At 60.3% G+C, this 25,410-nt stretch carries 22 protein-coding genes and 1 pseudogene; 10 read left to right on the forward strand and 13 right to left on the reverse strand.

What is annotated here, in order from left to right; all coding sequences use genetic code 11:
* Nucleotides 1-68: 68 nt before the first annotated feature.
* Nucleotides 69-632, reverse strand: a pseudogene (locus H281_RS0127980) (VOC family protein); the annotation flags it as partial.
* Between the two features lie 146 nt (nt 633-778).
* Between H281_RS0127980 and H281_RS0127985 the strand changes: the two are divergent.
* The 9 genes from H281_RS0127985 (at nt 779) to H281_RS0128030 (ending at nt 10,154) form a co-directional block, all read left to right on the forward strand.
* A complete protein-coding gene (locus tag H281_RS0127985) occupies nt 779-1,630 on the forward strand; it encodes a fumarylacetoacetate hydrolase family protein (RefSeq protein ID WP_020070456.1) in 852 nt (283 codons plus the stop codon).
* 56 nt (nt 1,631-1,686) lie between these two features.
* Complete coding sequence (gene mhpA / locus H281_RS0127990) at nt 1,687-3,210, forward strand: bifunctional 3-(3-hydroxy-phenyl)propionate/3-hydroxycinnamic acid hydroxylase MhpA (protein ID WP_020070457.1); 1,524 nt, start codon at nt 1,687-1,689, stop codon at nt 3,208-3,210.
* 95 nt (nt 3,211-3,305) lie between these two features.
* A complete protein-coding gene (locus H281_RS0127995; protein ID WP_020070458.1) occupies nt 3,306-4,631 on the forward strand; it encodes an MFS transporter in 1,326 nt (441 codons plus the stop codon).
* Nucleotides 4,632-5,095: 464 nt separating this feature from the next.
* Nucleotides 5,096-5,851: an IS5 family transposase gene (locus H281_RS36140; protein ID WP_241077918.1), complete on the forward strand. Its 756-nt coding sequence runs from the start codon at nt 5,096-5,098 to the stop codon at nt 5,849-5,851.
* A 163-nt stretch (nt 5,852-6,014) separates the two neighbouring features.
* Complete coding sequence (locus H281_RS0128010; RefSeq protein ID WP_020070461.1) at nt 6,015-6,575, forward strand: carboxymuconolactone decarboxylase family protein; 561 nt, start codon at nt 6,015-6,017, stop codon at nt 6,573-6,575.
* A 69-nt stretch (nt 6,576-6,644) separates the two neighbouring features.
* A complete protein-coding gene (locus tag H281_RS35465) occupies nt 6,645-6,992 on the forward strand; it encodes a nuclear transport factor 2 family protein (protein ID WP_020070462.1) in 348 nt (115 codons plus the stop codon).
* 248 nt (nt 6,993-7,240) lie between these two features.
* Nucleotides 7,241-8,587: an MFS transporter gene (locus H281_RS34925; RefSeq protein ID WP_241077919.1), complete on the forward strand. Its 1,347-nt coding sequence runs from the start codon at nt 7,241-7,243 to the stop codon at nt 8,585-8,587.
* 386 nt (nt 8,588-8,973) lie between these two features.
* Nucleotides 8,974-9,696 carry a hypothetical protein gene (locus H281_RS0128025; protein ID WP_164701956.1) on the forward strand — a complete coding sequence of 241 codons (723 nt, stop codon included), beginning with the start codon at nt 8,974-8,976 and terminating at the stop codon, nt 9,694-9,696.
* Nucleotides 9,697-9,785: 89 nt separating this feature from the next.
* Nucleotides 9,786-10,154, forward strand: coding sequence for a hypothetical protein (locus H281_RS0128030; RefSeq protein WP_027805015.1), 369 nt, complete (start codon nt 9,786-9,788; stop codon nt 10,152-10,154).
* 243 nt (nt 10,155-10,397) lie between these two features.
* Here the strand turns inward: H281_RS0128030 and H281_RS0128035 are convergent, their stop codons facing one another.
* From H281_RS0128035 to H281_RS0128080, 10 genes are all read right to left on the reverse strand, one after another.
* Nucleotides 10,398-12,356, reverse strand: a complete 1,959-nt coding sequence (locus H281_RS0128035) for a methyl-accepting chemotaxis protein (RefSeq protein WP_020070465.1) — start codon at nt 12,354-12,356, stop codon at nt 10,398-10,400.
* Entirely contained in the window at nt 12,353-13,264 is a 912-nt protein-coding gene (locus H281_RS34930) for a CoA transferase (protein ID WP_020070466.1), read from the reverse strand. Before H281_RS34930 ends, H281_RS0128035 begins: the two co-directional genes overlap by 4 nt.
* 124 nt (nt 13,265-13,388) lie before the next feature.
* Entirely contained in the window at nt 13,389-14,543 is a 1,155-nt protein-coding gene (locus tag H281_RS0128045) for a porin (RefSeq protein WP_020070467.1), read from the reverse strand.
* A 125-nt stretch (nt 14,544-14,668) separates the two neighbouring features.
* The gene (mhpA, locus tag H281_RS0128050) at nt 14,669-16,294 is read right to left on the reverse strand and encodes a bifunctional 3-(3-hydroxy-phenyl)propionate/3-hydroxycinnamic acid hydroxylase MhpA (RefSeq protein ID WP_020070468.1); all 1,626 of its coding nucleotides are present in this window, start codon (nt 16,292-16,294) and stop codon (nt 14,669-14,671) included.
* Nucleotides 16,291-17,061: an HpcH/HpaI aldolase family protein gene (locus H281_RS0128055; RefSeq protein ID WP_020070469.1), complete on the reverse strand. Its 771-nt coding sequence runs from the start codon at nt 17,059-17,061 to the stop codon at nt 16,291-16,293. Before H281_RS0128055 ends, mhpA (H281_RS0128050) begins: the two co-directional genes overlap by 4 nt.
* Nucleotides 17,058-17,519 carry a nuclear transport factor 2 family protein gene (locus tag H281_RS0128060; protein WP_020070470.1) on the reverse strand — a complete coding sequence of 154 codons (462 nt, stop codon included), beginning with the start codon at nt 17,517-17,519 and terminating at the stop codon, nt 17,058-17,060. The genes H281_RS0128055 and H281_RS0128060 overlap by 4 nt, the downstream gene beginning before the upstream one ends.
* A gap of 21 nt (nt 17,520-17,540) precedes the next feature.
* Entirely contained in the window at nt 17,541-18,344 is an 804-nt protein-coding gene (locus H281_RS0128065; RefSeq protein WP_027805016.1) for a 2-keto-4-pentenoate hydratase, read from the reverse strand.
* Nucleotides 18,345-18,351: 7 nt separating this feature from the next.
* Nucleotides 18,352-19,227, reverse strand: coding sequence for an alpha/beta fold hydrolase (locus H281_RS0128070; protein ID WP_020070472.1), 876 nt, complete (start codon nt 19,225-19,227; stop codon nt 18,352-18,354).
* A complete protein-coding gene (locus H281_RS0128075) occupies nt 19,224-20,159 on the reverse strand; it encodes a 3-carboxyethylcatechol 2,3-dioxygenase (RefSeq protein ID WP_020070473.1) in 936 nt (311 codons plus the stop codon). Before H281_RS0128075 ends, H281_RS0128070 begins: the two co-directional genes overlap by 4 nt.
* 41 nt (nt 20,160-20,200) lie before the next feature.
* Entirely contained in the window at nt 20,201-21,586 is a 1,386-nt protein-coding gene (locus H281_RS0128080) for an MFS transporter (protein ID WP_020070474.1), read from the reverse strand.
* A 125-nt stretch (nt 21,587-21,711) separates the two neighbouring features.
* Between H281_RS0128080 and H281_RS0128085 the strand changes: the two genes are divergently transcribed.
* Entirely contained in the window at nt 21,712-22,452 is a 741-nt protein-coding gene (locus tag H281_RS0128085) for an SDR family oxidoreductase (protein WP_020070475.1), read from the forward strand.
* A 121-nt stretch (nt 22,453-22,573) separates the two neighbouring features.
* On the opposite strand, the gene mhpA (H281_RS0128090) is transcribed toward H281_RS0128085, so the two are convergent.
* Together mhpA (H281_RS0128090) and H281_RS0128095 are read right to left on the reverse strand one after the other, a co-directional pair.
* A complete protein-coding gene (gene mhpA, locus H281_RS0128090) occupies nt 22,574-24,040 on the reverse strand; it encodes a bifunctional 3-(3-hydroxy-phenyl)propionate/3-hydroxycinnamic acid hydroxylase MhpA (RefSeq protein WP_020070476.1) in 1,467 nt (488 codons plus the stop codon).
* Between the two features lie 275 nt (nt 24,041-24,315).
* Complete coding sequence (locus tag H281_RS0128095) at nt 24,316-25,167, reverse strand: fumarylacetoacetate hydrolase family protein (RefSeq protein ID WP_020070477.1); 852 nt, start codon at nt 25,165-25,167, stop codon at nt 24,316-24,318.
* Nucleotides 25,168-25,410: the final 243 nt, after the last annotated feature.

The raw sequence follows: 25,410 nt of genomic DNA on the forward strand, positions 1-25,410 counted from the left end.
GCCTGTCTTTCACGGCCGGCGATTTGTGCTTGCCCGGTAGACCGCCAACCGAGCAAGCAACTTGATTGTGCAAGGCCCATGCGCACAGCCATCTCGGCTTGCCAATCGCTTCGCGGCCTGAATCCCGGCAGCCCGCTCGCGTGGCGCTCAACAGGCGCCATCAGTTCTGCGTCAGGCAAGTCGAAGTCCACTGGCACCCGCATCGGCTGGTCGACGTACCAGGGCCTATCGATGAAGAGCTCCAGCCGGTTGCCCTCTGGGTCGCGCGCATAAATCGAAATCGAGTTGCCATGCGTGACGGGATTGATCTCTTCCAGACCTTCCGAGACGAAGCGCGCGTGAAACTGCCTGAGCGTATCGAGGCTATCCGCTTCGAGTGAAATCTGATTTATCGGATTGAATGCCAGGTGCTCCGGTCGACCGCTTGCGAGCACGATCTGGTGATGCACCGCAGGATCGCGACTTAGGAACACCAGCCGCACTTCGCCGTGCGGCGTCTGCATCGTCCCGCGATCGGTCACGGTGAACTCCAGCACCCGCGAATAGAAGTCGTCTGCCCGTGCGATATCGCTCACGTAGAAGCCCATATGGCTTAACGACAGCCCGATTCGCGCTTTCTTCGTACCGTCCATGCTCGCCTCCAGTAGTGATAAACCCCAAGCAAAAGACACGTTGCGCTTACCGTCCAACATAGTTTATTCTCAACATATGATAATTTGACGTCTTCATTGAGTCGCTAGCGTTGATCTAACCGGATTTTTGTCTTCTTGGAGCGTCAATGAAACTCGTCAGCTTTTCTACCCATCAAGGCCCCTCCTTCGGCGTCGTTCGCGGCGACAGCGTGATTGACCTCGGCAAGCGGCTAAACGGCCGTTACGCCGACCTGAAGGCACTGATTGCCGCCAACGCGCTGGGTGAGGCCGCCCAAGCGGCTCAGGGTGATAAGGGCGACTACCCGCTGTCTGAAGTGACGCTTCTGCCGGTGATTCCCAACCCCGACCAGATCTTCTGCGTCGGGCTCAACTATGCTGAGCATGTCAAGGAAACCAATCGGGAAACCACCGAGCAGCCGGTCATCTTCATGCGGCTTCCAGCTTCGCAAGTGGGCCATGGACAGCCGATGCTGCGTCCGCCCGAGTCTCAGCAATTCGACTACGAGGGCGAGATCGCCGTGATTATCGGGCGGGGTGGGCGGCGCATCGCTGAAGCCGACGCCTGGAATCACATCGCCGGGTATGCCTGCTACAACGATGGCTCGGTGCGCGACTGGCAGCGTCACACCACCCAGTGGGGACCGGGCAAGAACTTCTATCGCACGGGCGCCTTCGGGCCGTGGATGGTGACGAGCGACGAAATCGAGCCGAACGCCCTCATGATGCTCGTCACGCGTCTGAACGGGCAGGAAGTGCAACGCGCGACCACGCAGATGCTGATTCACGGCATCGCCAAGCAGATCGCCTATCTGTCGACCTTCACGCCGCTCGCGCCGGGCGACGTCATCGTCACTGGCACGCCCGGCGGCGTCGGGGCAAAGCGCAATCCGCCCCTCTTCATGGAGCCTGGCGACCGGGTCGAAGTGGAAGTCGACCGGATTGGCGTGCTCTCCAATCCGATCGCCGACGAAGCATAAAGACCGTTGTCGGAAGCGCACCCGCGCCTCCGGCGCCTCATGAAGTGGATGTAGACATGTCAGATAAAACCATTTCGATGCACGCATGCGACTACGATGTCGCGATCATCGGCCTCGGCCCGACTGGTGCGACGCTGGCCAACTTACTGGCGATCGAAGGCTTGCGGGTACTCGTGCTGGAGCGAGACAAGGACATTTTTGCGCTGCCCCGCGCGGTGCATTTTGACGGCGAATGCATGCGGGTGTTTCAGAGCATAGGGCTTGCCGACACGCTGCTTCCCAAATTGTTTATCGGTCCCGGCATGAAATTCGTGAACGCCGCCGGCCAACTCCTTATCGACTGGTCACGCCCCACGTGCATTGGCCCGCACGGCTGGTGCGCCAGTTACAAATTTCATCAACCCGACCTCGAAAACGCGTTGCGCGATCGCCTGGCGGGTCAGACAAACATCGACGTACGGCTGCGTCACGAAGTGTTTGCGCTTGACGAAACCAGCGATGGCGTCCAGCTCCGCTTCGAGGACACCAGCTGCGGCAAGCTTGGCCGTGCGACGGCTCGCTATGTGGTCGGATGCGATGGCGCGCGCTCGATTGCGCGACGATTCATGGGCACCGAACTCACCGATCTGAAATCGCATGAACGCTGGGTCGTCGTCGATGTCTTGCTCGACACCCCGCGCCCCGACCTCGGTGATTTCTCCATTCAGTATTGCGACCCGGCGCGCCCGACGACCTATACCCGTGGTCCGGGAAATCGCCGCCGCTGGGAAATCATGGTCATGCCGGGCGATGATGCGACGCAACTTGCGTCCCCCGAATGGCTGTGGGATAAGCTCGCGCGCTGGATTTCCCCGGCCGATGCCCGACTTGAGCGGTCCGCGATTTATACCTTCCACTCGGTCGTGGCGAACGGCTGGCGCGGCGGACGATTGCTGCTGGCTGGCGATGCCGCGCATCAGACACCGCCCTTCATGGGCCAGGGGATGGCCGCCGGCATTCGCGATGCGTCGAATCTTGCCTGGAAGCTCGCGGCCGTCATTCGCGGCACTTCGCCCGATACGCTGCTCGATACGTACGAATCAGAACGTTCGCCTCATGTGCGCGAGTTTATCGAAACCGCGGTGCGACTTGGTTCGATCATTCAGACGACCCATCCGGAGGCTGCGACCAGCCGGGACATCGAAATGAGCGCTGCGATTCGCCATTTCGTCACTCCGCAACCGAAGCTCGGCCCCGGAGCCTACCTCGACGCATCCTCGTCGGCCGTGGTGGGCCAGGTCGCGCCCCAACCGCGGCTGGCAGGCGGACATCTGATGGATGACGTCGTCGGCTATCGGTTTGCGCTCGTCGCGTTGCCTGAGCTGCTCGCCGGATGTGATGACATTGCGGAGCGCGCTGAACGGGCGGGCGTCCAGATCGTCTGCGATGCAGACGCAGTGAATACGTGGTTAGCGTCAACGGGCGCCTCAGCGGTGCTGATCCGCCCAGACCGCTACGTCTATGGCATTGCACACGACACCGCTTCTTTGTACAGCTTGCTCGAGCACGCATTCCCCGCACTGCAAACCGCCACCGCTTAACCGACCCGGCCGCCGCGCAGACAGCGTTGAACCGCCGAGACAGCGCGGCCACGCACACCTATTGGCCGAAGAAGCCAACAATCTTTGGAGGAGTCATGGAGCTATCTCACCACCCGGTCGGCGCCGCAGACCATTCGCACGCTGCCGGCTTATCGCGGGCGCAATGGAAGATGATTCTTATTGCGAGCCTGGGCGGGTCGCTGGAATTTTACGATTTCATCGTCTACGGTTTCTTCGCCCATCACATCGCGGCCCAGTTTTTCCCGAACGCTTCGCCGTTGATCAGCATGCTGGCCGCATTTTCAGTGCTGGCGATCGGCTATGTCATCCGGCCGCTCGGCGGCATCGTCCTGAGCAGCTGGGGGGATCGTTACGGCCGACGTCCGATCTTTCTTGGCTCGATCATCGTGGTGACCACAGCAACCATCTGTCTGGGGCTGCTGCCCAATTTCCAGAGCTGGGGTATCACGGCTTCGATCCTGCTCATCCTGCTGCGCATGCTGCAAGGCTTCTGCGTCGGCGGTGAAATGCCGGGCGCCATCACTTACGCCGTAGAAGCGGCACCGCATCGTGCGGGGCTCGCCGCTGGCATCATCATCGGTGCGGTCAACGTGGGCGTCTTGCTTGCGACCTTCGTTAATCTCGGCATTCAGAGCTACCTCTCCAGCGCTGACGCGGCGGCTTATGGTTGGCGCATTGCGTTCTTGTTCGGCGGACTCTGCGGGCTCCTGTCCTATTGGATGCGTCGCAATCTGGACGAGTCCCCCGAGTTCAAGGAGATGCATGGCGCGGTCGTCAAGCAACCATTTCGCGAGACGCTGCGACATCATGGCAAAGCTGTCGTCGCCGGAGCGCTTACGATCGCGGTGATGGCCGGCGTCAATGGCATCCTTTACGGCCACATGCCGGCCTATCTGGTCCAACAACTGCACTATGCACCCCAGACGGCGGCGATTGCCCAGAATGCCTATCTGGTCGTCAGCTCCTTTGGTCTGCTTGCTGCAGGCTGGCTCGGAGACAAGATTGCGCGCCGATACTTGTTGCGAACGTCAGCGGCACTGCTGATCGTGCTGAGCTACCCGTTTTATTGGGCGCTTGTAAATCACACCGTCGATCCGGTCGTTTTATTCGTGCTCGCTGCTGTGGTGTTCTCACTCGCAAGCGGTACGTGGCCATCCGTCCTCGCCGATCAGTTTCCCGTCCAGGTCCGCTTCAGTGGCATCGCGCTGGCATACAACATCTCGGTAGTCGTATTCAGCGGCTTCGCACCGTTGCTCGCCACTATGCTGGTTCGCGAGACCGGTTCCTTGGCAGCACCCGCCTACTACGTCGTCGGAGCGTGCGCGGTCGCCTTACTCGCAAGCTTTGCCTTGCCAAAGGCGAGTCTGCTACCGGGCTTATCTCATCGCGACGCCGAATGACGTGTGAGGTTAGCTTGAGCCGCCGCGAAAAAACGTAACATCCCGACGCCGCTCTCGGGTTCTGCTTTGCTCCCGAGCCGAAGGGCGGTTTGCTCGTAAATCGTCAGCCACGCTCCGTGCTTCGGAGGCTCACGACTGTCCGCGCGGAGGCCCGTTTGCGCAAACGCTTTTGGCCGACACCTCGGTCGAAAGCGCCGCGCCTATAGGCGCCAATCTCCTCAACACTCATGTTCTCAAATATATAACGAGACCCAGGATGAAGACGCGTTGCTTAGCTTTAATCGCCGTACTTTGCGCCTCTGGCCATGCATCCGCACAAAGCAGCGTGACGCTGTATGGCCCGATCTCGGACGGACTGACCTGGGTAAATAATGAAGGCGGCGCCCCATAATTATCGCCTTCTAGGGCATGTTTACATTCGATGAGATGTGTTTGCATCTTGTCTTTTGCGCGGGCAGGCCAAGATGATTCGAACGTTATTGAGCGATGAAGTATGGGCACGAATCGAATCCGTCTTACCGGGCAAGGAAGGAGATCCGGGGCGCACGGCGAGCGACAATCGCTGGTTTGTCGAAGCTGTCCTCTGGATTGACCGGACCGGCTGCCCCTGGCGCGATTTGCCCAAAGAGTTCGGCCGATGGCATACGGTGTACACGCGCCTCCCGGTGGCGTCGCAAAGACGTTTGGGAACGCGTGGCGCTCGCCATGTCCGACGAGACGGAGATCAAATGTGTGCTAATCGACTCGACCATCGTGCGTGCGCACCAGCATTCGGCCGGAGCTCGAAAAAAAGCGGCCCGCAAGCTCTCGGCCGCTCGCGCGGAGGACTGACGACCAAGTTGCATCTGGCCATCGATGAAACCGGGCGGCCTCTACGAATGATCGTCACCGAAGGGCAGGTCTCGGACATTTCGTGTGCACACGAATTGGTCGAGCATCTGCGCACGGGTGCTGTGATTGCTGACAAAGGCTACGACTTGGATGCCTTCGTGAACACCATCCGCGCTACGCGTGCGAAGGCCGTTATCCCGCCGCGCTCGAACCGAAAGACCAAGCGTCGGTACAGCCGCGTGCTGTATCGAACTCGGAACATCGTCGAACGCTTTTTCAATCGCATCAAACATTTTCGTCGCGTTGCCACTCGGTACGACAAGCTTGCGGGGAACTACCTCGCCCTTACTTCGCTTGCCTGCGCCTTTGGACCGCTCGTGAAAATGTGAACAGACCCTAGCACCTTTTCATCATAAACAGTGTGTGACCGCGAGATGTTCAAGCGGCTCGCACATTTAGCACACTGAACGATTCGCCCTACGGACTTCGCATGGTGTTCGAACCCGACGGTCCATCAATAGCGACGGATAGTGCATTCTTGAGAGAATAGCTATGAAAGAAACAAATCGTCTTCCCGCTTTTGACCGATCGATTGCGACAAGTGAACAGGTGGCCGTGCTCGAGGAGATCCTGAGCGGCCCGCGCGGCAATTTGGACGGCCCGTTCTTAAGCTGGATCCATAGTCCGGATTTCGCTCAACGCGCGCAACGGCTGGGCGCGTTTTGCCGCTATGACACAGGGTTACCGCTGCGTCTGTCGGAGCTGGCGATCCTCGTGACGGCGGCGCATTGGCGCTCGCAGGCAGAGTGGCACATTCACCATCCCATCGCCTTGAAAGCCGGACTTCCTGCCGAGGTTGCCGAGTCAATTCGATGTAACGAAACGCCAACGTTTGACGACCAGGATGATCGCCTGATCTACGACTTCGCCACGCAGTTGAATAAGACCCGCCGCGTCTCGAACGAGACGTACGCGCAAGCGCTGAATCGATTCGGCCATGTCGTCATCATCAATCTGACGGGATTGCTTGGGTACTACACGTTGGTCGCAATGACATTGAACGTGTTTGAGACTCGCACAGCTTCGCAGATTGATCTGCCGTTCCCAGAGTGATCAAGCCTCAAGGCCGATAGCTGCCCTGTCGACAATCAGCTCGCATGCCGCGTTTCCAGGAGAATCTACATGAACCACGCGTGCGTGAAATCCGCCGTCGATGCGCTCGAGCAACAGCGCTGCGACGCTACCGTGTCAGAAGACCTGCTCACGCTCGCCTCATTACTGGACGACGATCTGACCTTCGTCCACTCGTCCGGATACGTTCACGACAAGCCGGGATATCTCACGTTCCTCAACGACAAGATCAAGACACATAAGATCGTGCGTGCCCAGTCTCTCGCGTACCAGTTCCTCCCGGAGCTAGTCATCACGACGGGCCAGCTTGAACAATGGTTGCAGCGCCGCAGTGACGGCTCGGAGATAAACATCCGTGCTCTCGTCACGCAGGTTTGGATCAAACGCGAGACCGGATGAAAGCTCCTATACTTTCATTCAGGAATCCTATCGGACTAAGCGCCTTGAGATCACGCCTTGGCTCTCGAAATCTCGGCGAACGCCATCCTCATAGGCTCGCCGTCTACGAAGGTCCGTTCGAAACCAGAGTGAAGCCACTCGGCAGACGCTTGCGATCGTCTCTTGATGGCGGGTTCGTCCCAATGCGGCGAATAGTCTCTTTATCGGATACTTGCATCACCATCCCCTCGCCCCACATGGAGCCAACGTTGAATACACCAACAACACCCAGCACCACACCAGAGCGTCCCACGCCGCTACTAAGGCTGGTCACGCTGCGGATCATTCCCTTTCTGTTGCTTTGCTGGCTGATGGCGTACATCGACCGCGTCAACATCGGATTCGCGCAACTGCAGATCAAGCACGATCTTGGATTCGGGGACGCTATTTACGGACTTGGCGCGGGGATCTTTTTTATTGGCTATGTGCTTTTTGAAGTCCCGAGCAATATCTGCCTTGAGAAAATTGGCGCGCGCAAAACGTTCTCGAGGATCATGATCTGCTGGGGAGCGACATCGTCGCTGACCATGCTGATTCGGACACCAGAGCATTTTTACATCATGCGATTCCTGCTCGGCGCCTGTGAAGCGGGCTTCTTCCCCGGACTGGTGTTTTACCTCTCCTGCTGGTTCCCGGAAAGTTATCGGGCCCGCGTGATTTCATGGTTTTTCGTTACCTCGGCTTTTTCCGGAATCGTTGGCGGAATGATGTCCGGAACCATTCTGCATTATCTCGACGGTGCAAACGGATTGCGCGGGTGGCAATGGATGTTCATGATGGAAGGGATTCCCTCCATCATTCTTGGCATCGTCGCCATATTTTATCTCGACGACTCGATCGACAAGGCCAGGTGGCTCGATGCCGGGCAAAAGGTGGAACTCAAGAAACTGCTGCGCCCCGAGGTAAGCCGCAAGCCCGAGAAGATCCGGTTCCGGGATCTGTTCGGCGACCCCTATGTCTATATCCTGGCGATTGCTTACTTCACGTTGAATAGCGGCAATTTCGGCCTTGGATTCTGGCTGCCGACAATCTTGAAGGATTTCGGCATACGCGATCCCTTCATGATCGGCATGTGGAGCGCCCTCCCCTACGCGATCGGTAGCATCGGCATCGCGATCATCTCGGGCAGCTCCGATCGCCGCCAGGAACGTCGTTGGCACCTGCTAGCGTGCACTGTCTTCGGCGGCCTCGCGCTGGCATCGCTCACGCTGCACGTGCAGGCATTTTGGCTCGTCATCCTGCAACTGAGCGTTGCCATCGCCTTCATGTATGGCGGCGTGCCGCTTTTCTGGGCCGTTCCGTTCAAGGAATTGAACACTAAAGCTCTTGCCGGAAAGATCGCCTTGGTCAGTAGCCTGGGACAACTCGGGGGTTTTGCTGCGCCTTACGCTCTTGGCCTCATCAAGGCAGCAACCGGACGGCTCGACACGGGCCTCATCGTACTTGGGGCCTTGTTTGCTGCAGGCGGCGTCCTGGTATGGATAACCGCTAGGTCGCAGGCAAGCGCAACATTTCCGGCGCAATCGCTCGCCAGTGCGGAAAATCCGGAAACTTGAGCGGGAAAGGCCTGTATCGCAGCAGAGTTTGCTGAAATTCACGATGCGCCAGCGGTTCCGCGTTGAAAAGCTTATTCAGCGCGGCATGGCGCCGATGGATAGTCTCAGACATTAAAAGTGCAAATGCCGTGCGACCGACCCTCCGACTAGCGGCCGGGTCGCACGGCATTATTATCGTAAAGGTCGGGCGCTCGCGTCGTCGCCCCCGGTTGCTGCGTTGATCAACGCTCCACTACGGGGCGCATCGCACGATAAGCGTCACCCGACAACTCGCGCGCGCGCGCGCGTTCACGCGTCGCCTCCAGATCCGCGGGCGGCGGAAAGCGGTGGTCCACGCACCCGCGTGCTGCACCTGCCCCGGTACGCCGTGACCAACGAGGCCGGGCATGTGCCGCCAGCGCCATCGAGGAAGCCGTCGATTATGCGCTGCACAAGCTCGACGCAGGACACAAACGGTCGAGAAATCGGCCAAAACCCTACCCGAAACACAGGCCCATGTGCTCACGCGCATTGGCCAGTCGCTGCGCGCGCTGGAGACGAACGCCGCCGAAAAACATCGGACAACGCTGGCCGAACTGCACGGCGAATATCTGCAAACGCTGATCGACGACAGCACGAACGGTATCATCGACACCGTGACACAGCAACTGACCGGAGAACACGGCCTGCTTGCGCAGAGTGCAGCTGTACACGCACAGAAGCTCGACAGTCAAGGAAATCTTTCAGGACTGCGATTGATGAAGCTGTCAGCAAGATTCAAAGCGCAACCGGTTCGGCCATCCGGTCAGCACGGCGCGGCATCGTTCGCGCCATGTGGGGCCAGTGGCAACGACCCACGCCAGTGCGGTGTTTGCAACCGGCGCGACGTTGTTCGTGAGTTACCACATGACGGCATCCCATGCCGATCTATTGCAAGCCTGTACGGGAGAGCGGGAGAGCGTGATGACCTGCTCAAGCAGATCGAGGGCGCGAAGCAGTTGCTGGCCGCGCAATGTACCGGAAATCTGTCCCTGCGCTATTACGGGCAGGATCTTTACCTGCTTGCACCAGCAGGCATGGGCACGCCCGAGCGTTGCGGGAATGCCGGCCCTCTTGACTGGCTGCGATAAGACGGCACCCCTCGCATTCTTGTTGGTAAAAATTTAGATGGACACAATCCTCGCCTTCGAGCCTTACTCCATCAAGGTGACTTCACCGGGTGCTTACGCTTACCATTACCCTCCAGATCGTCATCACGATCATGCCTCACGCGCGCATCACATTGCGAACGGCCCTCATGATTCGCTTCCCGGAGAGACGCACGCTGCAATGCCGGGTCACGGAGGTCGACCGGGTGAACGTCGCCACGCTCGAAGAGCCGATGCTCGCAAGCCTCTATCGCGGGCCGATTCCGGCAGAGCGCCAACCGGGGCCGGAGCCGGAGCCGGACAAGGACCGGCTCGCCCCGCTCGCGGCCACATATCGCGTGCGGATTGGCGATTGCGGCCCGCTGCGGCGCTGGGGCGGGAGATTGCCGGGACGGCCGTGCTGGGGCATACACGCGCGAGTCTCGCGTGGCGCGCGGTGAAATGGGTGCTGGCCGTTGGGCGGCGGGAGAGCAGGCGTATGGCCTTGCGGCTTGTGGCGTTGTAGTGAGGATTCGGAACGCGTGATCGAGGCCGTTGCACACGCGTTTGCTGGGATAACCCGGCATTGCCGCAGCCGCCAGGCAACGGCCAGATCAGTGCCGCGCCGTGCCGGTATCGGGGGTTCCCGGATGCGGGCAATGCCAGCATGTTTCCAGTGGCTTGCGCGGCGCGTCCATCAACACCTAAGAAGCGACCAGATATCCGTCCGACACCTTGAACACATCCACCGCGCGCTTGAGAAGCACGGCCTGTTCGCTCATCGACTGGGCGGCCGACGTGGCCTGCTCGACGAGCGCCGCGTTTTGCTGCGTGACCTGGTCCATTTGGACCACCGCCGAATTTACTTGCTCGATGCCCTTGTGCTGTTCGTCCGAGGCGGCGGCGATCTCGCCCATCAGATCCGCCAAGCGGCGCACGGCGGACACCACTTCGTTGATCGTCCGGCCGGCCTCGTCCACGTGTTCGGTGCCGGCGGTCACGTGATCCACCGACTCGTTGATGAGGCCCTTGATCTCCTTCGCGGCCGTGGCCGCGCGCTGCGCCAGATTGCGCACTTCGCTCGCGACTACCGCGAAGCCGCGCCCCTGTTCGCCGGCCCTTGCGGCCTCCACGGCCGCGTTGAGTGCGAGAATATTGGTCTGGAATGCGATGGATTCGATCGTGGCGGTAATGTTGGCGACTTTCGTCGAGCTGTTCGAAATATCGCGCATCGTGTGAACCACGCGCCCCACCACCTCGCCGCCGCGCGCAGCGATTTCGGATGCGTGGGCCGCGAGCGTGTTGCCCTGTCTCGCGCTTTCGGTGTTGTGACGAACCGTCGACGTCAGCTGTATCATGTTCGCCGCGCTTTCTTCGAGTGACGCAGCTTGTTCTTCCGTTCGCGAACTGAGGTCCGTGTTGCCGGCAGCAATCTGCGCCGAACCAGTGGAAATGGTTTCCGCTCCAGTGCGAATCCGGGCAACCATGCTGGCCAGGCTGCTGTTCATCGCTTTCAGCGCCTGCATTAGCTGGCCGGTTTCGTCCGTGGTGACCACTTCGACATGACTCGTGAGATCCCCGTCGGCCACGCGATTCGCCAGGGCCAGCGCATTACGGAGCGGCCCCGTGATGCGGCGTACCACAATACTGGACAAGACGATCGCGATGAGGAGCATCATGCCGAGCAGTCCGACCTGGACCAGCATCGCGCGATGCACGCGGTTCGAGCGCAGGTCGAGTTGTGCCTTAAGGCTGTCGAGCGCGCGGGCTTCGAGCGCAAAGAGCGGGTCCAACGCGACCGTGAAGGTTTTGATGTAGTCGATTGCGGCGTAGTGGATCGCGTCGGCACTGACGATCTCTCGGGTCGCCAGATCAAGGGCCGCGCGAATCGACGTGTTGGCGCGATCGAGCTCGTCCGCGAGCGCGGCGCTGAGTTCGGGCTCCGCGTGAAAGGCCTTGTCGAAAGCCTTGCCCAGATCGTCGGCCTGATCCGATGCAGCGTTGGCCAGCGAGGCCAGCATGGCCCGTTCCGTAGGGCTCGCTTCTCCTCTGGCCAGTATTCCGGCGCCCCGGGACCGCGTGAGGCTCAGCGTTGCGGTGGCCTTCGGCAAGCTCACGAGCGCCGCCCGCACGAGATAGTGCGTCCCCACTTCGGAATCGAGCGCGAGGCCGGTGTCGTCGAGCAGGAGATCGAGAATGGAGAGGTATTGTTCGATGATCTCCGTGTGGCGCATGGTGGACTCCTTGTCGCTGAGCTTGCGCGCGTCGACTGCCGCTGCAATCTCACGCCAGTTCGCGACCGCGCTTTCCCAGGCGCGCATCATGTCTGGACGGCGCGTTCGTGCTTTCAGATCCTGGTGGATGCGGGCGATGGCCTGGTCCACCGCTGCCCGGGTCGCTTCGCGACTCGCGGCGACCGTGTTGTTGCCGCCTAGCAGCGTGGCGGCTTGCGCCCGATGCTGCAGCGTCAGCTGAATCAACGACTGAAGCGCGCGTGCGGACTCGAGGCCTGCCTGTTCGGTGCTGGCAGCGCTCACGGCGTTCAACAATGACTTCAGCTGGAGGTACGTTGGCACGCCTATGGTGGGCAGAATCAGGATCCCCAGCAGGAGAAGCTTTCGGGCGATAGGCAGGCGATCAATAAACGATATCAACAATTTCATGATTTCCGAGAGCAGGCGTTTTTAAAGCGGTCAGCGCGCAACGGCGCGCCGAAACGGGTTGGGCGGATGCCAGGGGCGGACAGTGCTTCATCCTTGCCGGCATGCGCGTAGCCGGACGCGGGCGGCAGCGGCCCCTTGATCCGGCCGCCTTGCCCTGGCCGGATGTCGGTGACGCGCGTGGTCCGTCCTGCCTTGACCTGCGCGAGCAAGTCGAAAGCTTTCTCATGCGGCACGTGCATATCGTTGTGCCTCGATCGTTCCGTTCGCGCGCCACGCAGCGATCTCATCCATCGTGAACCGGCATCAAGCAGCATTTCGTCGTTGTGCTGCCCGAGCGTCGGCGGCCCATGCGTGATCGACTGTGGCGCGCCGTCGACCTGAAATCCGCTGCGCGTGACCGTGATGCTGTCGCGCTCCGAATCGTCGATCAGCAGGGTCATCGTCAGTTCGCGGTGCGCCACCTGCGGCTGTGCGAGCGCCTGGGACACGTCCAGCATCTGTCCGGCAGGCACGCCGGCCTGGTTCAGGCGCGTTTCCCACGTGGGCGCGTCGTGCGCGGCGAGATGTCGCTCGAGCGCTTCCGTGAGCGCCGCGCGGTTCAGCTTGCGCGCCTCGCGTTCTGCGAAGCGCGGGTCGGAAACCAGTTCCGGCGCGCCGAGCAGCCCACACCGTGCTTCGAACTGCCCCCGCTTGTTCGCGGCAATGTTAAGTAGTCCTTCGCGGGTCATGAAGGTGCCGGACGGACTCGCGGTGAAGTTGTCGTCGCCCATCGGCGTCGGGCTGCGCCCGGCGATCAGCTGGTTCGACACGATCCAGCCCATTGTGACGATGGCCGAGTCCAGCATCGACACGTCGAAAAAGCCGCCCGTGCCGTCGCGATCTCCGGCTTCGGGAAAAGCGACCCGCATACGACCAGATCGCGTTGTACGAATTTCGCCGCTTCGACGCCTCCGTTTCGCCGGGTCCGGCACGTTGCGGAGGCGTCGTTTTTCAAGCGGGTGAAGTCAGGCGCGATGCGACTGAGGGCGCGCTTTAGAACAGGTGACGAATGCCAGCCACGATCGCCGTCTGCTCCCCATTGCTCGAGGGTGCTAGCAGGTAGGTAACGGCTTTCGCGCTGGTGGCACGCTGATAGTTGGCAAAAACGTAGACGTTGGTACGCTTCGACAACAGATAGTCCACGCTAATCTGCCCCATGTTCCAGTGCGGGGCAGCGTCGATTCCACCACCATATTGCCCCTTCGTGTAGACATAGGCCGCGCCCAGGACGATAAACGGCGTGAGATCGTAAGTCGCGTTGACGTCAAAGTTATCGAGATGCAGCGACGTCTGGTCGAGATAGTCGTACCGCACGTCCGTGACCATGCCGGTCAGACGCACTTGGCTAAAGGCATACTGCGCGGCGCCGCCGAACTCGCGCTGACGGCTCACGCCGACGTTCGGGTGGATCGGGCTGGTATGGAACAGCAGGAACGGCGGCCCGATGTAATCATCGGTGACCGCGCCGTTCGGGTTCTGCGTTGGGCCCGGATTATTCGTATTCAATCCGACTACCGCGAGCTTGAGCGGCCCGTTATCGTAGGAAACGCCCGCGCTCACCGAGCGATTCAGCGCCCACTGGCCGGGCGCGTTGCTCATCGCGTACATGATCGACCCACGCACGCCATTGACCGTCGGTGACTGGTACTTGATCGAGTTGTTATAGCGATAAGAACCGAACAGGTTGTCGTTGTCGCCGATATGCGCGGCAAGGCCCAGCGAAGCAACGGGCGCTTCAAAACGGTCGAGATAATCGAAGGGGATGTCGTACTGGCGACCGAACGTCACCGTACCCCACGACCTGTCGCTAAGACCGACGAAGGCCTGGCGTCCGAACATGCGCCCGCCCTGCTGAAATTTGCCGTTGGTAATGTCAAAGCCGTTTTCGAGCACGAAGAGAGCATTGAGGCCGCCTCCCAGGTCTTCAACGCCGCGCAAGCCCCAACGGTTATTCTGCATGGTGCCTGAAATCATCTCGACGGCCGAGTGCCCGCCCACGTTACTCACCCAGCCCACCCCCGTGGAAAGAATGCCATAGAGTGAAATCGAACTCTGCGCGTGCGCGGTCGACGCGCCAAAGAGCAGGGCGGCGAGACATGCCAACGCTGCGCTCCGGCGCAGCACGGCGTTGGGTGACTTCGAACTCATATGCGTCTCCAATGCGTAGTTATAAGAGTGGACTGCAATACGAAAAGCGGATTGCCCGAAAGCAGTCGCGCTACGTGCCTGATAAACCGATCAATTTGCCGCGTCTGGCACGGCCTATAGCGACATTACTGCTGCGGCAGACAGAAATGCGCAGCGTCTAATACACGTGCCAGCACATCGTCTAGCTCCTGTGCCAAGCATTCGGCGGCAACCACATGGTCAGGACGAACGACAACCGCACCGACCGGCCTAGCGTCAAACCAGGCTTGCAAGCTGGACTCTCCACCCAAGTCACCGATCACCGTAACTCCCGCAGGGGCGTGACGACGCGCCCACGGCAGTTGTGCTTTAGGGACCGCCTGAACAAGTCGTACGCGCAGATGCAATAGCGCAGCGCAACGCTGGGCCGAAACAAAAGCCATCGGATTGTTATTCCACATCAGGACGCGCCAACCCTGACCGGTGGCGTCGTCGAGCAGCATTTCGACGCCTTCAGCGTTGGTCACTCGTGGCTGCGGGAAAATGGCGCCAGCCATGCGGGGCACATCGCGCGCCGGCAGAGTCTTGAAGCTCGGCAGCGGCGTGTGTACCACCACACCTTTGTCGAACTTGGGTTGAGGCTTGAAGGCCTGCCGCTTCTGTGCTTCACGTTCCTCGGGTGTGCGGTTGGCAGCGATGCGGTCTCGTTCCGCAGCTTTCGCGGGGTCGTGATCCGTCATTTCCCTGGCCATGCCAAGTGAGACGGCGACCATCTGCTTGACGTGCTCCATTCGCTCCATCTCGTACGTTTCGAGCAGAGCATCGCCGCATGCGCCATTGATCACCGCACCAAGCTTCCATGCCAGATTGAAAGCGTCGCGAATGCCGGAGTTCCATCCCTGTCCACCGACCACCGGCATCACGTGCGCGGCATCGCCCGCGAGGAAGATGGAGCCAACCTTGAATTGTCCGGCCACACGCGCGTGGTGTCGATAGACCCGACGACGAATGATCTCCAGCTTGGTTGGGTCAGGCACATGCGGTGCCAGCAGCGCGTGGATGTAGTCATCGTTTTCCACCAGCGAAGGATCTTCGCTTTCGAAGAGCGTGAATTCCCAACGACGGATCCCATGCGGCAGTGCGATGCTGGCATAGCTGCGTTTCGGGTCGCCGCCGAACACGGCGTGCGGCGTTCCAATGGGGTCGTTGGCAACGTCAATGACGATGCCAGCGGATGGTCGAGTTTCGCCGTCGAACGAAATACCCAGTTGCGTGCGAGTGCGGGAGGAACCGCCTTCTGCTGCGACTACGTAGCGTGCGCGCAGCTTCTCGCCACGCTCAGTCGTGGCCGCCACGCCCTCCCCATCTTCGAGCAAATCGACGACCTCAGTACTGAACCGCACCGCTGTGTTCGGAAAACGCTTGAGCCCGTCAAGCAGCACCCTATCCACAAGAGGCTGTACAAATCCGTTGCGGCGGGGCCACCCAAACTCGCGAGTTGTCGGGTTGACTTCAGAAAGGATCTGTCGATCGCCGTTGACCATATAGATCTTCTGATCGGGGATGGTGTGAGGCAACACGTCATCCACAAGGCCAGCAGTCTGCATCGCCCGCAGGGCTTCGTCGTCGATGCCCACTGCGCGTGGGTAGTCGATCAGGGTCTCGCTCTTCTCGACGAGAAGAACATTAATTCCCTGCTGTCCAAGCAGGTTGGCCAGCATGAGGCCAACAGGCCCCGCACCGATGATGAGAACGTCCGCGGTTTTGCTCATGAGCGATTCCTTGTAGATAGCGCGGTCTTGAGTTCGTTGATGTTGTCGCCGAACGCGCGATTCAACAAAACGAGGTCGATACCGAATGCGACATAGTCAACCAGTCCATCGGAAAACAAAGCCGCGGTGTATGCAGATTTGCCTGAATAGATGCCGAGGGTCACGCCATGGGCCTGGGTGAGTTCGCGCAAGTGGACGATCGCGTCGCGAACAGGCCCGTCGTCCCAGTCACCACGCCCCTGCAGGCCATAGGAAACGGCAAGATCGGCAGGACCGATGTAGATCGAGTCCAGCCCCGGAGTGGAGATGATTTCCTCCGCGCGTTCGACGCCGATCCGGGTCTCGATCTGGGCAATGGTCGAGACGGCGAGGTTGCCTGCTTCGGCATACGATTCACCGATGTAGAGCCCTGGCCTCGACGGTCCCATGCTGCGATTACCAATGGGTAGATATTTGGTCGCAGCAACCAAAGCCTGTGCCTGCTCGCGCGACTCGATAGTGGGGGCAACGATGCCGCGCGCGCCGCTGTCAAGCAGGCGCAGGATCTGGCCGGGGTCAGTCGAGCCGACACGCGCCCAAGCGTAAGCGTTGTCGCGAGGAATCGAGCGCAGGATGCCACACGCGGCGTCGAGACCGAGTTCGCCATGTTGAAGATCGAGGATGACGCCGTGGTAGCCGGCAACGTTCGCCCATTCCGGAATGGAGAACGAAGGCAGCGTCTGATGCACCAATATCTTGGGCCCGCTCGCGAGAGCTGCTGTTTTCATGGCTTGCTCTCACGTTCTGTGAGCCGCGCCGCATGCGCAGCAGCAGCGTTGCCTCCGAAGACTGGCACGATCTCGCGGCGGGCGAATCGCCACTGACCTTCAACCTTGCGATACCGCTCACGGAACTCACCCACAGAAGCGGGCTGTGTCTGCGGCTCGTTGGTGTCGCGGAACGTCAGATACTGCACGGTGCCGGCCACTTCATCGCCGTCCCAGACCAACCGGACTCCACCAATGAAATGGCGGCTGACGATGTGGGCTTGCTTCACCCGCTTGGCACCCCAAGCCTTGCTCTGCTCGCGATCCATCGTGCCCAAGGGGCCGACTGAGACACCGTCTTCGGTGTAGAGCTCCCACGCGGTATCGGCCTGATTGTGATCCAGGCGGTAAAGCATCTCGGAAATGAGCTGCTCAATCTCGACGCGGGTGACTGCATCAACGGGGCAATATTTACTCATGGTGTAGCTCTCTCTCGAAACTCATGCCTTTGAATCGACACTCGCGACTACGCGGCCGAGACCGGTAATGGTGGCAACACACTCGACATCCACCGGCCAAGGCTCGATGTAGCCGATCGAACCCGAGAGCAGCACCTCGCCAGCTCTCAACGGTTGCCCCGTGCGGATGGCTGTGTCGGCCAGCCAGAGTACGGCGTTGATCGGGTCGCCAAGTACATTGCTTCCGACGCCGCGCGTAATCTCCTTGCCGCCCCCGGTAATCACCATTTCGACCGCTTTGAGATCTACCGAGCCATAAGGATGCTTTTCCTCGCCTACCACGATGCCACTGCATCCGGCGTTGTCGGCGATGGTGTCCACAATCTGCCCCACGCTGCCGTCAAAGCGGAAATCAACAACCTCGAAGGCTGGTGTCACGTAGTCAATGGCCGCCGCCACTCGTTCGAGCGTGGCATCGAAAATATCGCTCTTGAGCACAAATGCGACTTCGGCTTCGATTAGCAATCGGTTGTAGCGCGACTTGGGCAACACCGCGCCCGACTGGAAAACCATGTCGTCGTGGATAACTCCGTAGTCAGGTTCACTAATGCCGACGCGCTTTTGCACGTTCGGATTGGTCAGCCCCACTTTTCGACCTACTCTGCGCACGCCCAGATTTCGTTCGCGCAGTGCGGCGAACTCAGCCGAGATTGCATAGGCCGCGTCAAGGTCGCGCTCAGGCAATCGCGGGCTGACGTAAGGAACGGTATAGACACCAACGCGGGCGTCGTATAGCTCGCGAGCGATGCTATGAATAGTTTCAGAGGGGATGGTCATAGTGGTCATGTTCTGGCTAGCTCTGGCGGTGCTGTTTGTCGAGGAAGGAGACGGCCGCCGTATTGAACACCTCCGCACCTTCCCACTGGGGCCAGTGCGCAGCGCCCTCAACAAGCAGAAACTCGCCTTGAGGAATAAGCGCAGCCAAGCGCCGGCCTTCTGAAGCGTCGCCAGTGGGTTCATGGTCTGTCCAGACAAAGAGCGCTGGCACGGGGATTGCCGCGAAATCCTGATCTGTGACACGGTTGTGCCAACGCTTTTCCGGCTGACGCAACACCGAGATATGAGCCATGTTTGCCCCGCTCGGATCCCGGCTGTATATAGCTTGGCGAACGCGCACTAACTCTTCCGTTATCTTCTGTGGGTCGTGGATCACGACCTGAAGGCGCTTTTTGACGTTCTCGAACGTCGGCTCGGTGACCGCTTGCTTGCTCACTGATTGCGCCTTGTCTACCTTCTGCTCGCCAACCACGCGGCCGCCGGGCGCACTCAGAATCACGCTCAGCAAACGATTAGAGTGGTGGGCAGCGAACTTGACCGCGACCCATCCCCCAAGTGACTCCCCGGCAAGATGGACACGCTTGAGAGTGAGCACATCCAGCAGCCCTAGCAAGTGCGACTCGTACTCGGGGATTTCCAAGTCGTGATCGGTCAGGGTTGTGTACCCATGACCTGGATAGTCGTAACCGATGACACGGTAGCCAGCCTGAACCAGCGCACGAACGTTCTGCGTCCAGGCCTCAATGTGGCCACTGGTGCCATTGGCAAGCACTACGACCCTGTCACCTTCGCCGAGGTCGAGCACACGCGTGCGCCACGGCCCGACGTCAACGTAATGCAGACGATGCGGAAGATCCGACACTGCTTCCCAGAAGGTCACAAGGCGGTTCATGCTGCACATCCCGCCTGAACGGCAAAACCGGCGCCCCAACTCTTGACGGCCCAATAACGGTCGACAGGCAGTTTGTATTTACCAGCGGTTGAGAGCGCGGCATAAGCCGCTATCCAGCTGCGCATCTCATGTGCAGCTGAGCCACCATCAGTGACGAACTGGTCGTTGTCCCAAGTATCAACCGGTGACAAATCACCCGATCGGAAGGTGTCAAGCAGCAAGGTATCCCAAGCCTCGTTCAGCGGGGCACTCGAACCCTTGCCATCCGCAATCCTCTGGATCGCATCCACGATGGCCTGTTCACGTGTGCGGCGCTCTTCGCGCGTGGGGGCATAGGAAACCAAGCGTGCTTGCAGTTCGGGAGGAGCCCCCTCCCAACGCGGAATTGGTGGGGAATGCGAAATGCCCCCAGAGGCGATGAAGAGCACGCGCTTTCCAAGCTGTAGCGCAGCTTTGCCAAACGCCTCCCCCATCTCGCGCACACGCTTCATCGGTGTCAACGGAAAGGCAATTGCGTTGACGAACACCGGGACGATGGGCCGCGTATGACTCTTGCCAAGCAAGAAGTCCACGGGCTGCATGACGCCATGATCGACCGTCATTCGCTCCGATCGCGCGATGTCGATGCCCTGATCCAGCACTGCAGCATGCAGCTGGCGCGCGGTCTCGCCATCAACATTGATGAAGCCCTCGGTCGTGCCGTAGTCGCCGATCCCCTCAGCCTGCGCACCGATCACCCACGGGGCGATGTACGAATACAGCTGGCCATTGAAGTGATCGGGTCCGAAAACGACGACGACCTCGGGGGCGAAACGCTCAACGAAGGCGCGAACTTCCTGGATGCCGGCCATGATTTCAGCAAGCGTGGTACCGCCTGGGTCGACGTTACCGAAAGACGGCGCATGGGATAGAGCAGCGACAGCGAGTGACATGTGTATTCCTTTTCGAGGCGACCTGAAGGGCAGCCCTCTTGTTAGTAGGCTTGCGGACTGCGGTCGGCCTGGTTGCCGCCAGATCTCGCAGCCAAGGTTGCGCGCTCACGTGATGCCGAGCGCTTAAGCCCAAGGTGCAGTACCAAAAGGCCGATGGCTGCGATCAACATCGGAAGTGAAAACAGTGTGAAGGCCGTACCCATGTCCATGCCACCATCGAAGCTCATACCGCCAAGGATGGGCGCCGCGATGCCGCCAAAGCGACCCATGCCGATGACCACCCCGTAGCCCGTTGAGCGGGCCAACGTTGGATACAGGAGCGGAACGACCCCGTAAAAACCCGCCGTTCCGGCACAGACGAAGAACGACGCGATGAACACCGTCCACATCGCACCGGGCATCGCCGGGCCGGCGATGCCGAAGTACGACATGGCCGCCGTGGCCATCACCAGGAAAATGGGCGTCAGGATGCGCAAGTTGATGCGGTTGCCGATGAAGCCGAAGACGAGGCTCCCGGCGATACCACCCAAGCTGAATGCAACAACGAGCTGGGGAGCCAGCGACGGCTTGTGGTTCATACTGGCCACCGTGGAGGGCGCCCAGGTGGTCAGGAAGTAGAAGCTCACCATGTAGGCAACGTAGGACACGATCATCAGCACCGTCTGCCAGAGCAACGGGGCGCTGGCAATGGTGCGCAACGCTCCGGTCACCTTGACATCGGGATTCGAAGACTCCGGCAACGCGGTCAGCGTGGGCTGCCGCATCTTCGCGAGGATCCTGTTCAGTTGCAGCAGCGAGTCGTGACGACGCCCCTCGGCCAACCAGGCGAGCGACTCCGGCAGCAAAAAGTAGGTCCCGATCGCGGCAAGCACGCTGAGGACGAACCCGACCCACCAGCCGAATTGCCACCCATGGGTGGCCAGCATCGGCCCGACAAGCATGGCGCCGAGCAATCCGCCGATATTGATCGCGGTCGCGTAGATCGACATCACCAGCGGATAGACGCGCTTGGCGGTGTATTCAGACAGGATCACGCCGACCACGGCGACAAGGGCACCAATACCGACGCCGGTGATGATGCGGCTAATGACCAGCAGCATGGTGCCGCGTTCGGCTGACGCGAACGGGCCAATCAACATCCCGATCCCGATCACGCACGTCGCGAGCACACCCGTCAGGCGGCGCCCCATTCGGTCGGCAATGGGTGCGACGACAATCGAGCCGATCAACATCCCGATGAGGGCGCCCGACAGCACCATCCCCAACTGCGTCTTTGAAACGCCAAAGCCCCGCTGAATGAACGGCGCAGCGAATGCCGACAGCGTCAAATCGTAACCATCGAGCACGACGAGCGCGATCGACACCAAGACGACGCGCAGCTGCAATCTGGTCATGGGCGAATCTGCGATGTGATCGGAAATTTTCATAAAACGCCGTCTCTGTATATAATTGGTTCGGCAAGTATATCTCAACAGTTGAGAAAAAACGCATCTCCGGTATCAGCGTATTCCCGGAGCCGCAGTTAGCACCACACAATTGAAGGAGTCGGCGCATGGCCGAGATTGGAGATTGCCCACGAGGCACGGAAAAGCAAAAGGTCGGCATTGTTGTCGCAGGAGGTTCCGGCATTGGTGCAGCCTGCGTGCGTGAGCTTGCGGCCTGCGGCTGGCGTGTCGTGGCCCTGTCTCCGTCCGGCCGCGGTCGCATGCTCGCCGAGTCACTGGGCGGTGCTGGCGTTGATGGCTCCAACACCAACATCGCGGACCTGCGCGCGACAGTTGATCTCGCAATCGAAAAGTTCGGTCGCATTGACGCGGTGATCAACAACAGTGGCCACGCCGCACGCGGGACGCTGCTCGACATCAGCGATGACGACTGGCTGCACGGTGTGGATTTGTACTTGTTGAGCGTCGTTCGCATGGCTCGCATCGCTACCCCGCACCTTCTTGCGTCGGGCGGTGGCGCGATCGTCAACATCTCCACAGCCGGGGCTTTCGAACCCAACCGGATGTTCCCTATCTCGACGACGCTGCGCGCCGCGCTGGGTTCGTTCACCAAGCTCTATGCCGATGAGTACGGGCCGCAAGGCATCCGCATGAACAACGTGCTCCCCGGATTTACAAAGGACGACCCCGCTGCAGTGCCGCCCGAATGGACCAGCAAGATCCCCTTGCGCCGCGCTCAAAGTACCGCCGAATTGGCCCGGGTCGTACGCTTTCTCGCGAGTGACGAGTCCGCGTACATCACCGGGCAGAACCTGCGCGCCGACGGCGGGGAAACCCGCTCGGTCTGACGCAACACCGATCATTTGGTCGTCCCAACTGCTACGCTACGTTTCACTCCCGCTTCAACACTTGCGCAGGTTGCGCTGCGCAATGTTGCTCAAGTGTTTGTGGGGCCCTTGCCGCCGGCGCTCATGCACAGATCGGGGAGTCTGCGCCGCGTGCCTGCAGCAATTGCTCCAGCTCGCGGTCTGTAGCAGCGCCCCCCGCGACATAGCGGTCGGGGCGTACCAACGCGGCAACGATGCCCGACGCCTCCATCCAATTCGTCAGCGAAGGCTCGGTGACCGCGACGATGGGCACACGGTCCTTGATCAGGGCCTTCGCTGCACCTAGCGCGACGGGAGATACAAACAACGAATAGGCGTAGCCCGTGTCATCGTCCGTGCGCGATCCGTCGGCGCGAACCGCCTGCGGGATCATGCGTCCGCCAAGGGAGCCTCCCACATGAGCGCCAGGGCCGAGCGACGGTTGCGGAGTCGAAAACAATTCAGGCTGTGCAAACTCCTTGTCGCGCCGCCGCACGACATCCGGGTCGGTAGTTTGGATGATGTGCCCCAGGCGCACCGCTGTTGAGATGAACTCACGCACATGCGGCTCGCGCTCGGATTCATAAGTGTTCAACAAGTCTTCACCTGCCTCGCCGCGAATCACTGCCGCCAACTTCCATGCGAGGTTGGAAGCATCGCGGATACCCGCACACATGCCTTGCCCCATGAACGGCGGCGTCAGATGCGCAGCATCGCCCGCCAGCAGCAGGCGGCCTTTTCGCCACCCGCGCGCGACAACAGCGCGAAAGGTATAGAGCGCGGGGCGCTCCAGCGTAGCCTCTTGCGGCGCGACCCATCGTGACAGCAGTTTCCAGATGGATTCCGGCTGCGTAATGATCGCTGGATCGTCGCCCGGCACCAGCATCAGCTCCCAGCGCCGGCGCATGCCGACGCCGCGCACGTAAGTTCCCGGGCGCGATGGATCGCAATACTGGATGCTGTAGTCGCCCAAATCGGGGCGCTCATGATTCAGAACCACATCCACCACGATCCATTGTTCGTGTTGCTGCAAGTCGTCCATGCGCGCTCCGATGAGTCCACGTATGCTGGATCGCGCCCCATCGCAACCGACGACGTAGCGTGCTTTCTCTTGCAACGCTTTTCCGGTGGAAAGATCCTTGATGCGTAGATCAACGCCGTCTGACGCAACCGTGCAATCGAGCATTTCGTGCTTCACGCGAATGTCCGCACCGGCGTGCTTGGCCAGTTTTTGCCGCAGCGTTTGTTCCAGCCAGGGCTGGTGACAACGGTAGCTGGCATACCAGCCCATGGGCCCGACTTCCAAGTCGCGCGACCAATCAATCAGCAGCCGCCCCTCGGAGTCAATGAACTTCATGCCCGGCGATGGACGCACCTGGGATTTCAAGGCATCGGCAACGCCGATGCTCTGGAACACACGCATGCACTCACCATCGAAATGCACTGCACGCGGCAGGGGATAGATGCCCGCTTCGCGGTCGATCGCCAGCACCCGAAGGCCTTGCTGTGCGAGCAGGGTAGCCAGCGTTACCCCCGTGGGGCCGAGACCGATGATCGCAACGTCGTGCATAAATTCTTCTTTCGATAGAGCTTTGCTCTGGTTTGCCTGATGGCGATGCCCTGGATCGCCTCGTCCTTTTTTGGAAGCCATTGAGTTGATTCGGGCTCCCGCAGATCAGGTCTGCGCGACCTTGGGACGGCTAGTTCTGAGCTCTGTTCAGGACAGGAAGCCATGCGATGGCCAACGCAGCCCACCATGCATCGGTATAGGGTCTTCATGCCGGTCTGTGAAGACCCTGAACATGAAAGAAGCCGAGGCTGATGCTCAATTCGTACGGAGCCGGATCACTGCTCGTCAGCAATCGGATTGCGCAGTACGCCGATGCGCTCCACATCAATCTCCACCACGTCGCCCGCCTTCATCCAGACTGGCGGGTGGCGTCGTGCACCGACGCCGCCCGGCGTACCTGTGACGATGACGTCGCCCGCTTCAAGCGGTGCAATGGTGGACACGTAAGCAATCTGCTTGGCGATGCTGTGAATCATCATGTCGGTGGTGGTGTTCTGCATCTCTTGTCCATTAAGGCGCGTCACCATCTTCAGGCGCGTGTCAAACGGAATTTCGTCTGCGGTCACCATCCAGGGGCCAAATCCGCCGGTGCGCCAAAAGTTCTTGCCCGGAATCCACTGCGAGGTATGGCGCTGCCAGTCGCGCACGCTGCCATCGTTGTAGCAGGCATAACCCGCGATGTGCTGGGCCGCATCTGCCGGGGCGATGCGACGCCCGCCCTTGCCGATGACGACGGCAATTTCCGCCTCAAAGTCGAGCTGCGTCGATTCCCTGGGCCGCACGATGGCCTGCTCATGACCGACTTGTGAACTTGCCACGCGCAAGAAGAAGGTCGGCTGTTCAGTGACTTCGCGGTTGGTTTCCTGAACGTGCTCGTGGTAGTTCAGACCGCAGCACCAGATCTTGCCGGGGTCGGGAATCACCGGCAGCAGCGTCACGTCCGACATCTGGACATCTGCCTGGCGCCCCGATACCAGCTCGGCAGCTTCACCCACGGCATCTGCAGCCAGCAAATCCTTCAGGCTGACATACCGCCCATTGAACGCCTGACCCAAGTCCACGATGCCTGCATCGATCACCGCACCAAAACCTACACGGCCTTGCCATTCGAAGCTCACCAGTTTCATTTAACGTCCTTCAATAAAAGTTAATATATCTCATTATTCGAGATTTATGTTCTATCGTCAAGCCATTCAGGATTCGAATGCAAGCCTCAACCATCCCCAGGCAAGCTGGCGAAGCACTTCGTTTCGGTCGGCGCGTGGTGCCTGACAGGCGCTGGAAGTTGATCCCACGTGAGTCGCAAGACAAGATCTCAGAAGATGCACAGATCGCCATCAGTACGGTCACCATTGCCGATGGCCATGGCC

The sequence above is a fragment of the Paraburkholderia caledonica genome, from assembly GCF_000383275.1.
GTDB lineage: Bacteria > Pseudomonadota > Gammaproteobacteria > Burkholderiales > Burkholderiaceae > Paraburkholderia > Paraburkholderia caledonica.

Coding starts and splice junctions, on each gene's coding strand:
- H281_RS0127985 (WP_020070456.1), top strand. CDS start 779: ATGAAACTCGTCAGCTTTTCTACCCATCAAGGCCCCTCCTTCGGCGTC.
- mhpA (WP_020070457.1), top strand. CDS start 1,687: ATGTCAGATAAAACCATTTCGATGCACGCATGCGACTACGATGTCGCG.
- H281_RS0127995 (WP_020070458.1), top strand. CDS start 3,306: ATGGAGCTATCTCACCACCCGGTCGGCGCCGCAGACCATTCGCACGCT.
- H281_RS36140 (WP_241077918.1), top strand. CDS start 5,096: ATGATTCGAACGTTATTGAGCGATGAAGTATGGGCACGAATCGAATCC.
- H281_RS0128010 (WP_020070461.1), top strand. CDS start 6,015: ATGAAAGAAACAAATCGTCTTCCCGCTTTTGACCGATCGATTGCGACA.
- H281_RS35465 (WP_020070462.1), top strand. CDS start 6,645: ATGAACCACGCGTGCGTGAAATCCGCCGTCGATGCGCTCGAGCAACAG.
- H281_RS0128025 (WP_164701956.1), top strand. CDS start 8,974: ATGTGCCGCCAGCGCCATCGAGGAAGCCGTCGATTATGCGCTGCACAA.
- H281_RS0128035 (WP_020070465.1), bottom strand. CDS start 12,356: ATGAAATTGTTGATATCGTTTATTGATCGCCTGCCTATCGCCCGAAAG.
- H281_RS34930 (WP_020070466.1), bottom strand. CDS start 13,264: ATGCGGGTCGCTTTTCCCGAAGCCGGAGATCGCGACGGCACGGGCGGC.
- H281_RS0128045 (WP_020070467.1), bottom strand. CDS start 14,543: ATGAGTTCGAAGTCACCCAACGCCGTGCTGCGCCGGAGCGCAGCGTTG.
- mhpA (WP_020070468.1), bottom strand. CDS start 16,294: ATGAGCAAAACCGCGGACGTTCTCATCATCGGTGCGGGGCCTGTTGGC.
- H281_RS0128055 (WP_020070469.1), bottom strand. CDS start 17,061: ATGAAAACAGCAGCTCTCGCGAGCGGGCCCAAGATATTGGTGCATCAG.
- H281_RS0128060 (WP_020070470.1), bottom strand. CDS start 17,519: ATGAGTAAATATTGCCCCGTTGATGCAGTCACCCGCGTCGAGATTGAG.
- H281_RS0128065 (WP_027805016.1), bottom strand. CDS start 18,344: ATGACCACTATGACCATCCCCTCTGAAACTATTCATAGCATCGCTCGC.
- H281_RS0128070 (WP_020070472.1), bottom strand. CDS start 19,227: ATGAACCGCCTTGTGACCTTCTGGGAAGCAGTGTCGGATCTTCCGCAT.
- H281_RS0128075 (WP_020070473.1), bottom strand. CDS start 20,159: ATGTCACTCGCTGTCGCTGCTCTATCCCATGCGCCGTCTTTCGGTAAC.
- H281_RS0128080 (WP_020070474.1), bottom strand. CDS start 21,586: ATGAAAATTTCCGATCACATCGCAGATTCGCCCATGACCAGATTGCAG.
- H281_RS0128085 (WP_020070475.1), top strand. CDS start 21,712: ATGGCCGAGATTGGAGATTGCCCACGAGGCACGGAAAAGCAAAAGGTC.
- mhpA (WP_020070476.1), bottom strand. CDS start 24,040: ATGCACGACGTTGCGATCATCGGTCTCGGCCCCACGGGGGTAACGCTG.
- H281_RS0128095 (WP_020070477.1), bottom strand. CDS start 25,167: ATGAAACTGGTGAGCTTCGAATGGCAAGGCCGTGTAGGTTTTGGTGCG.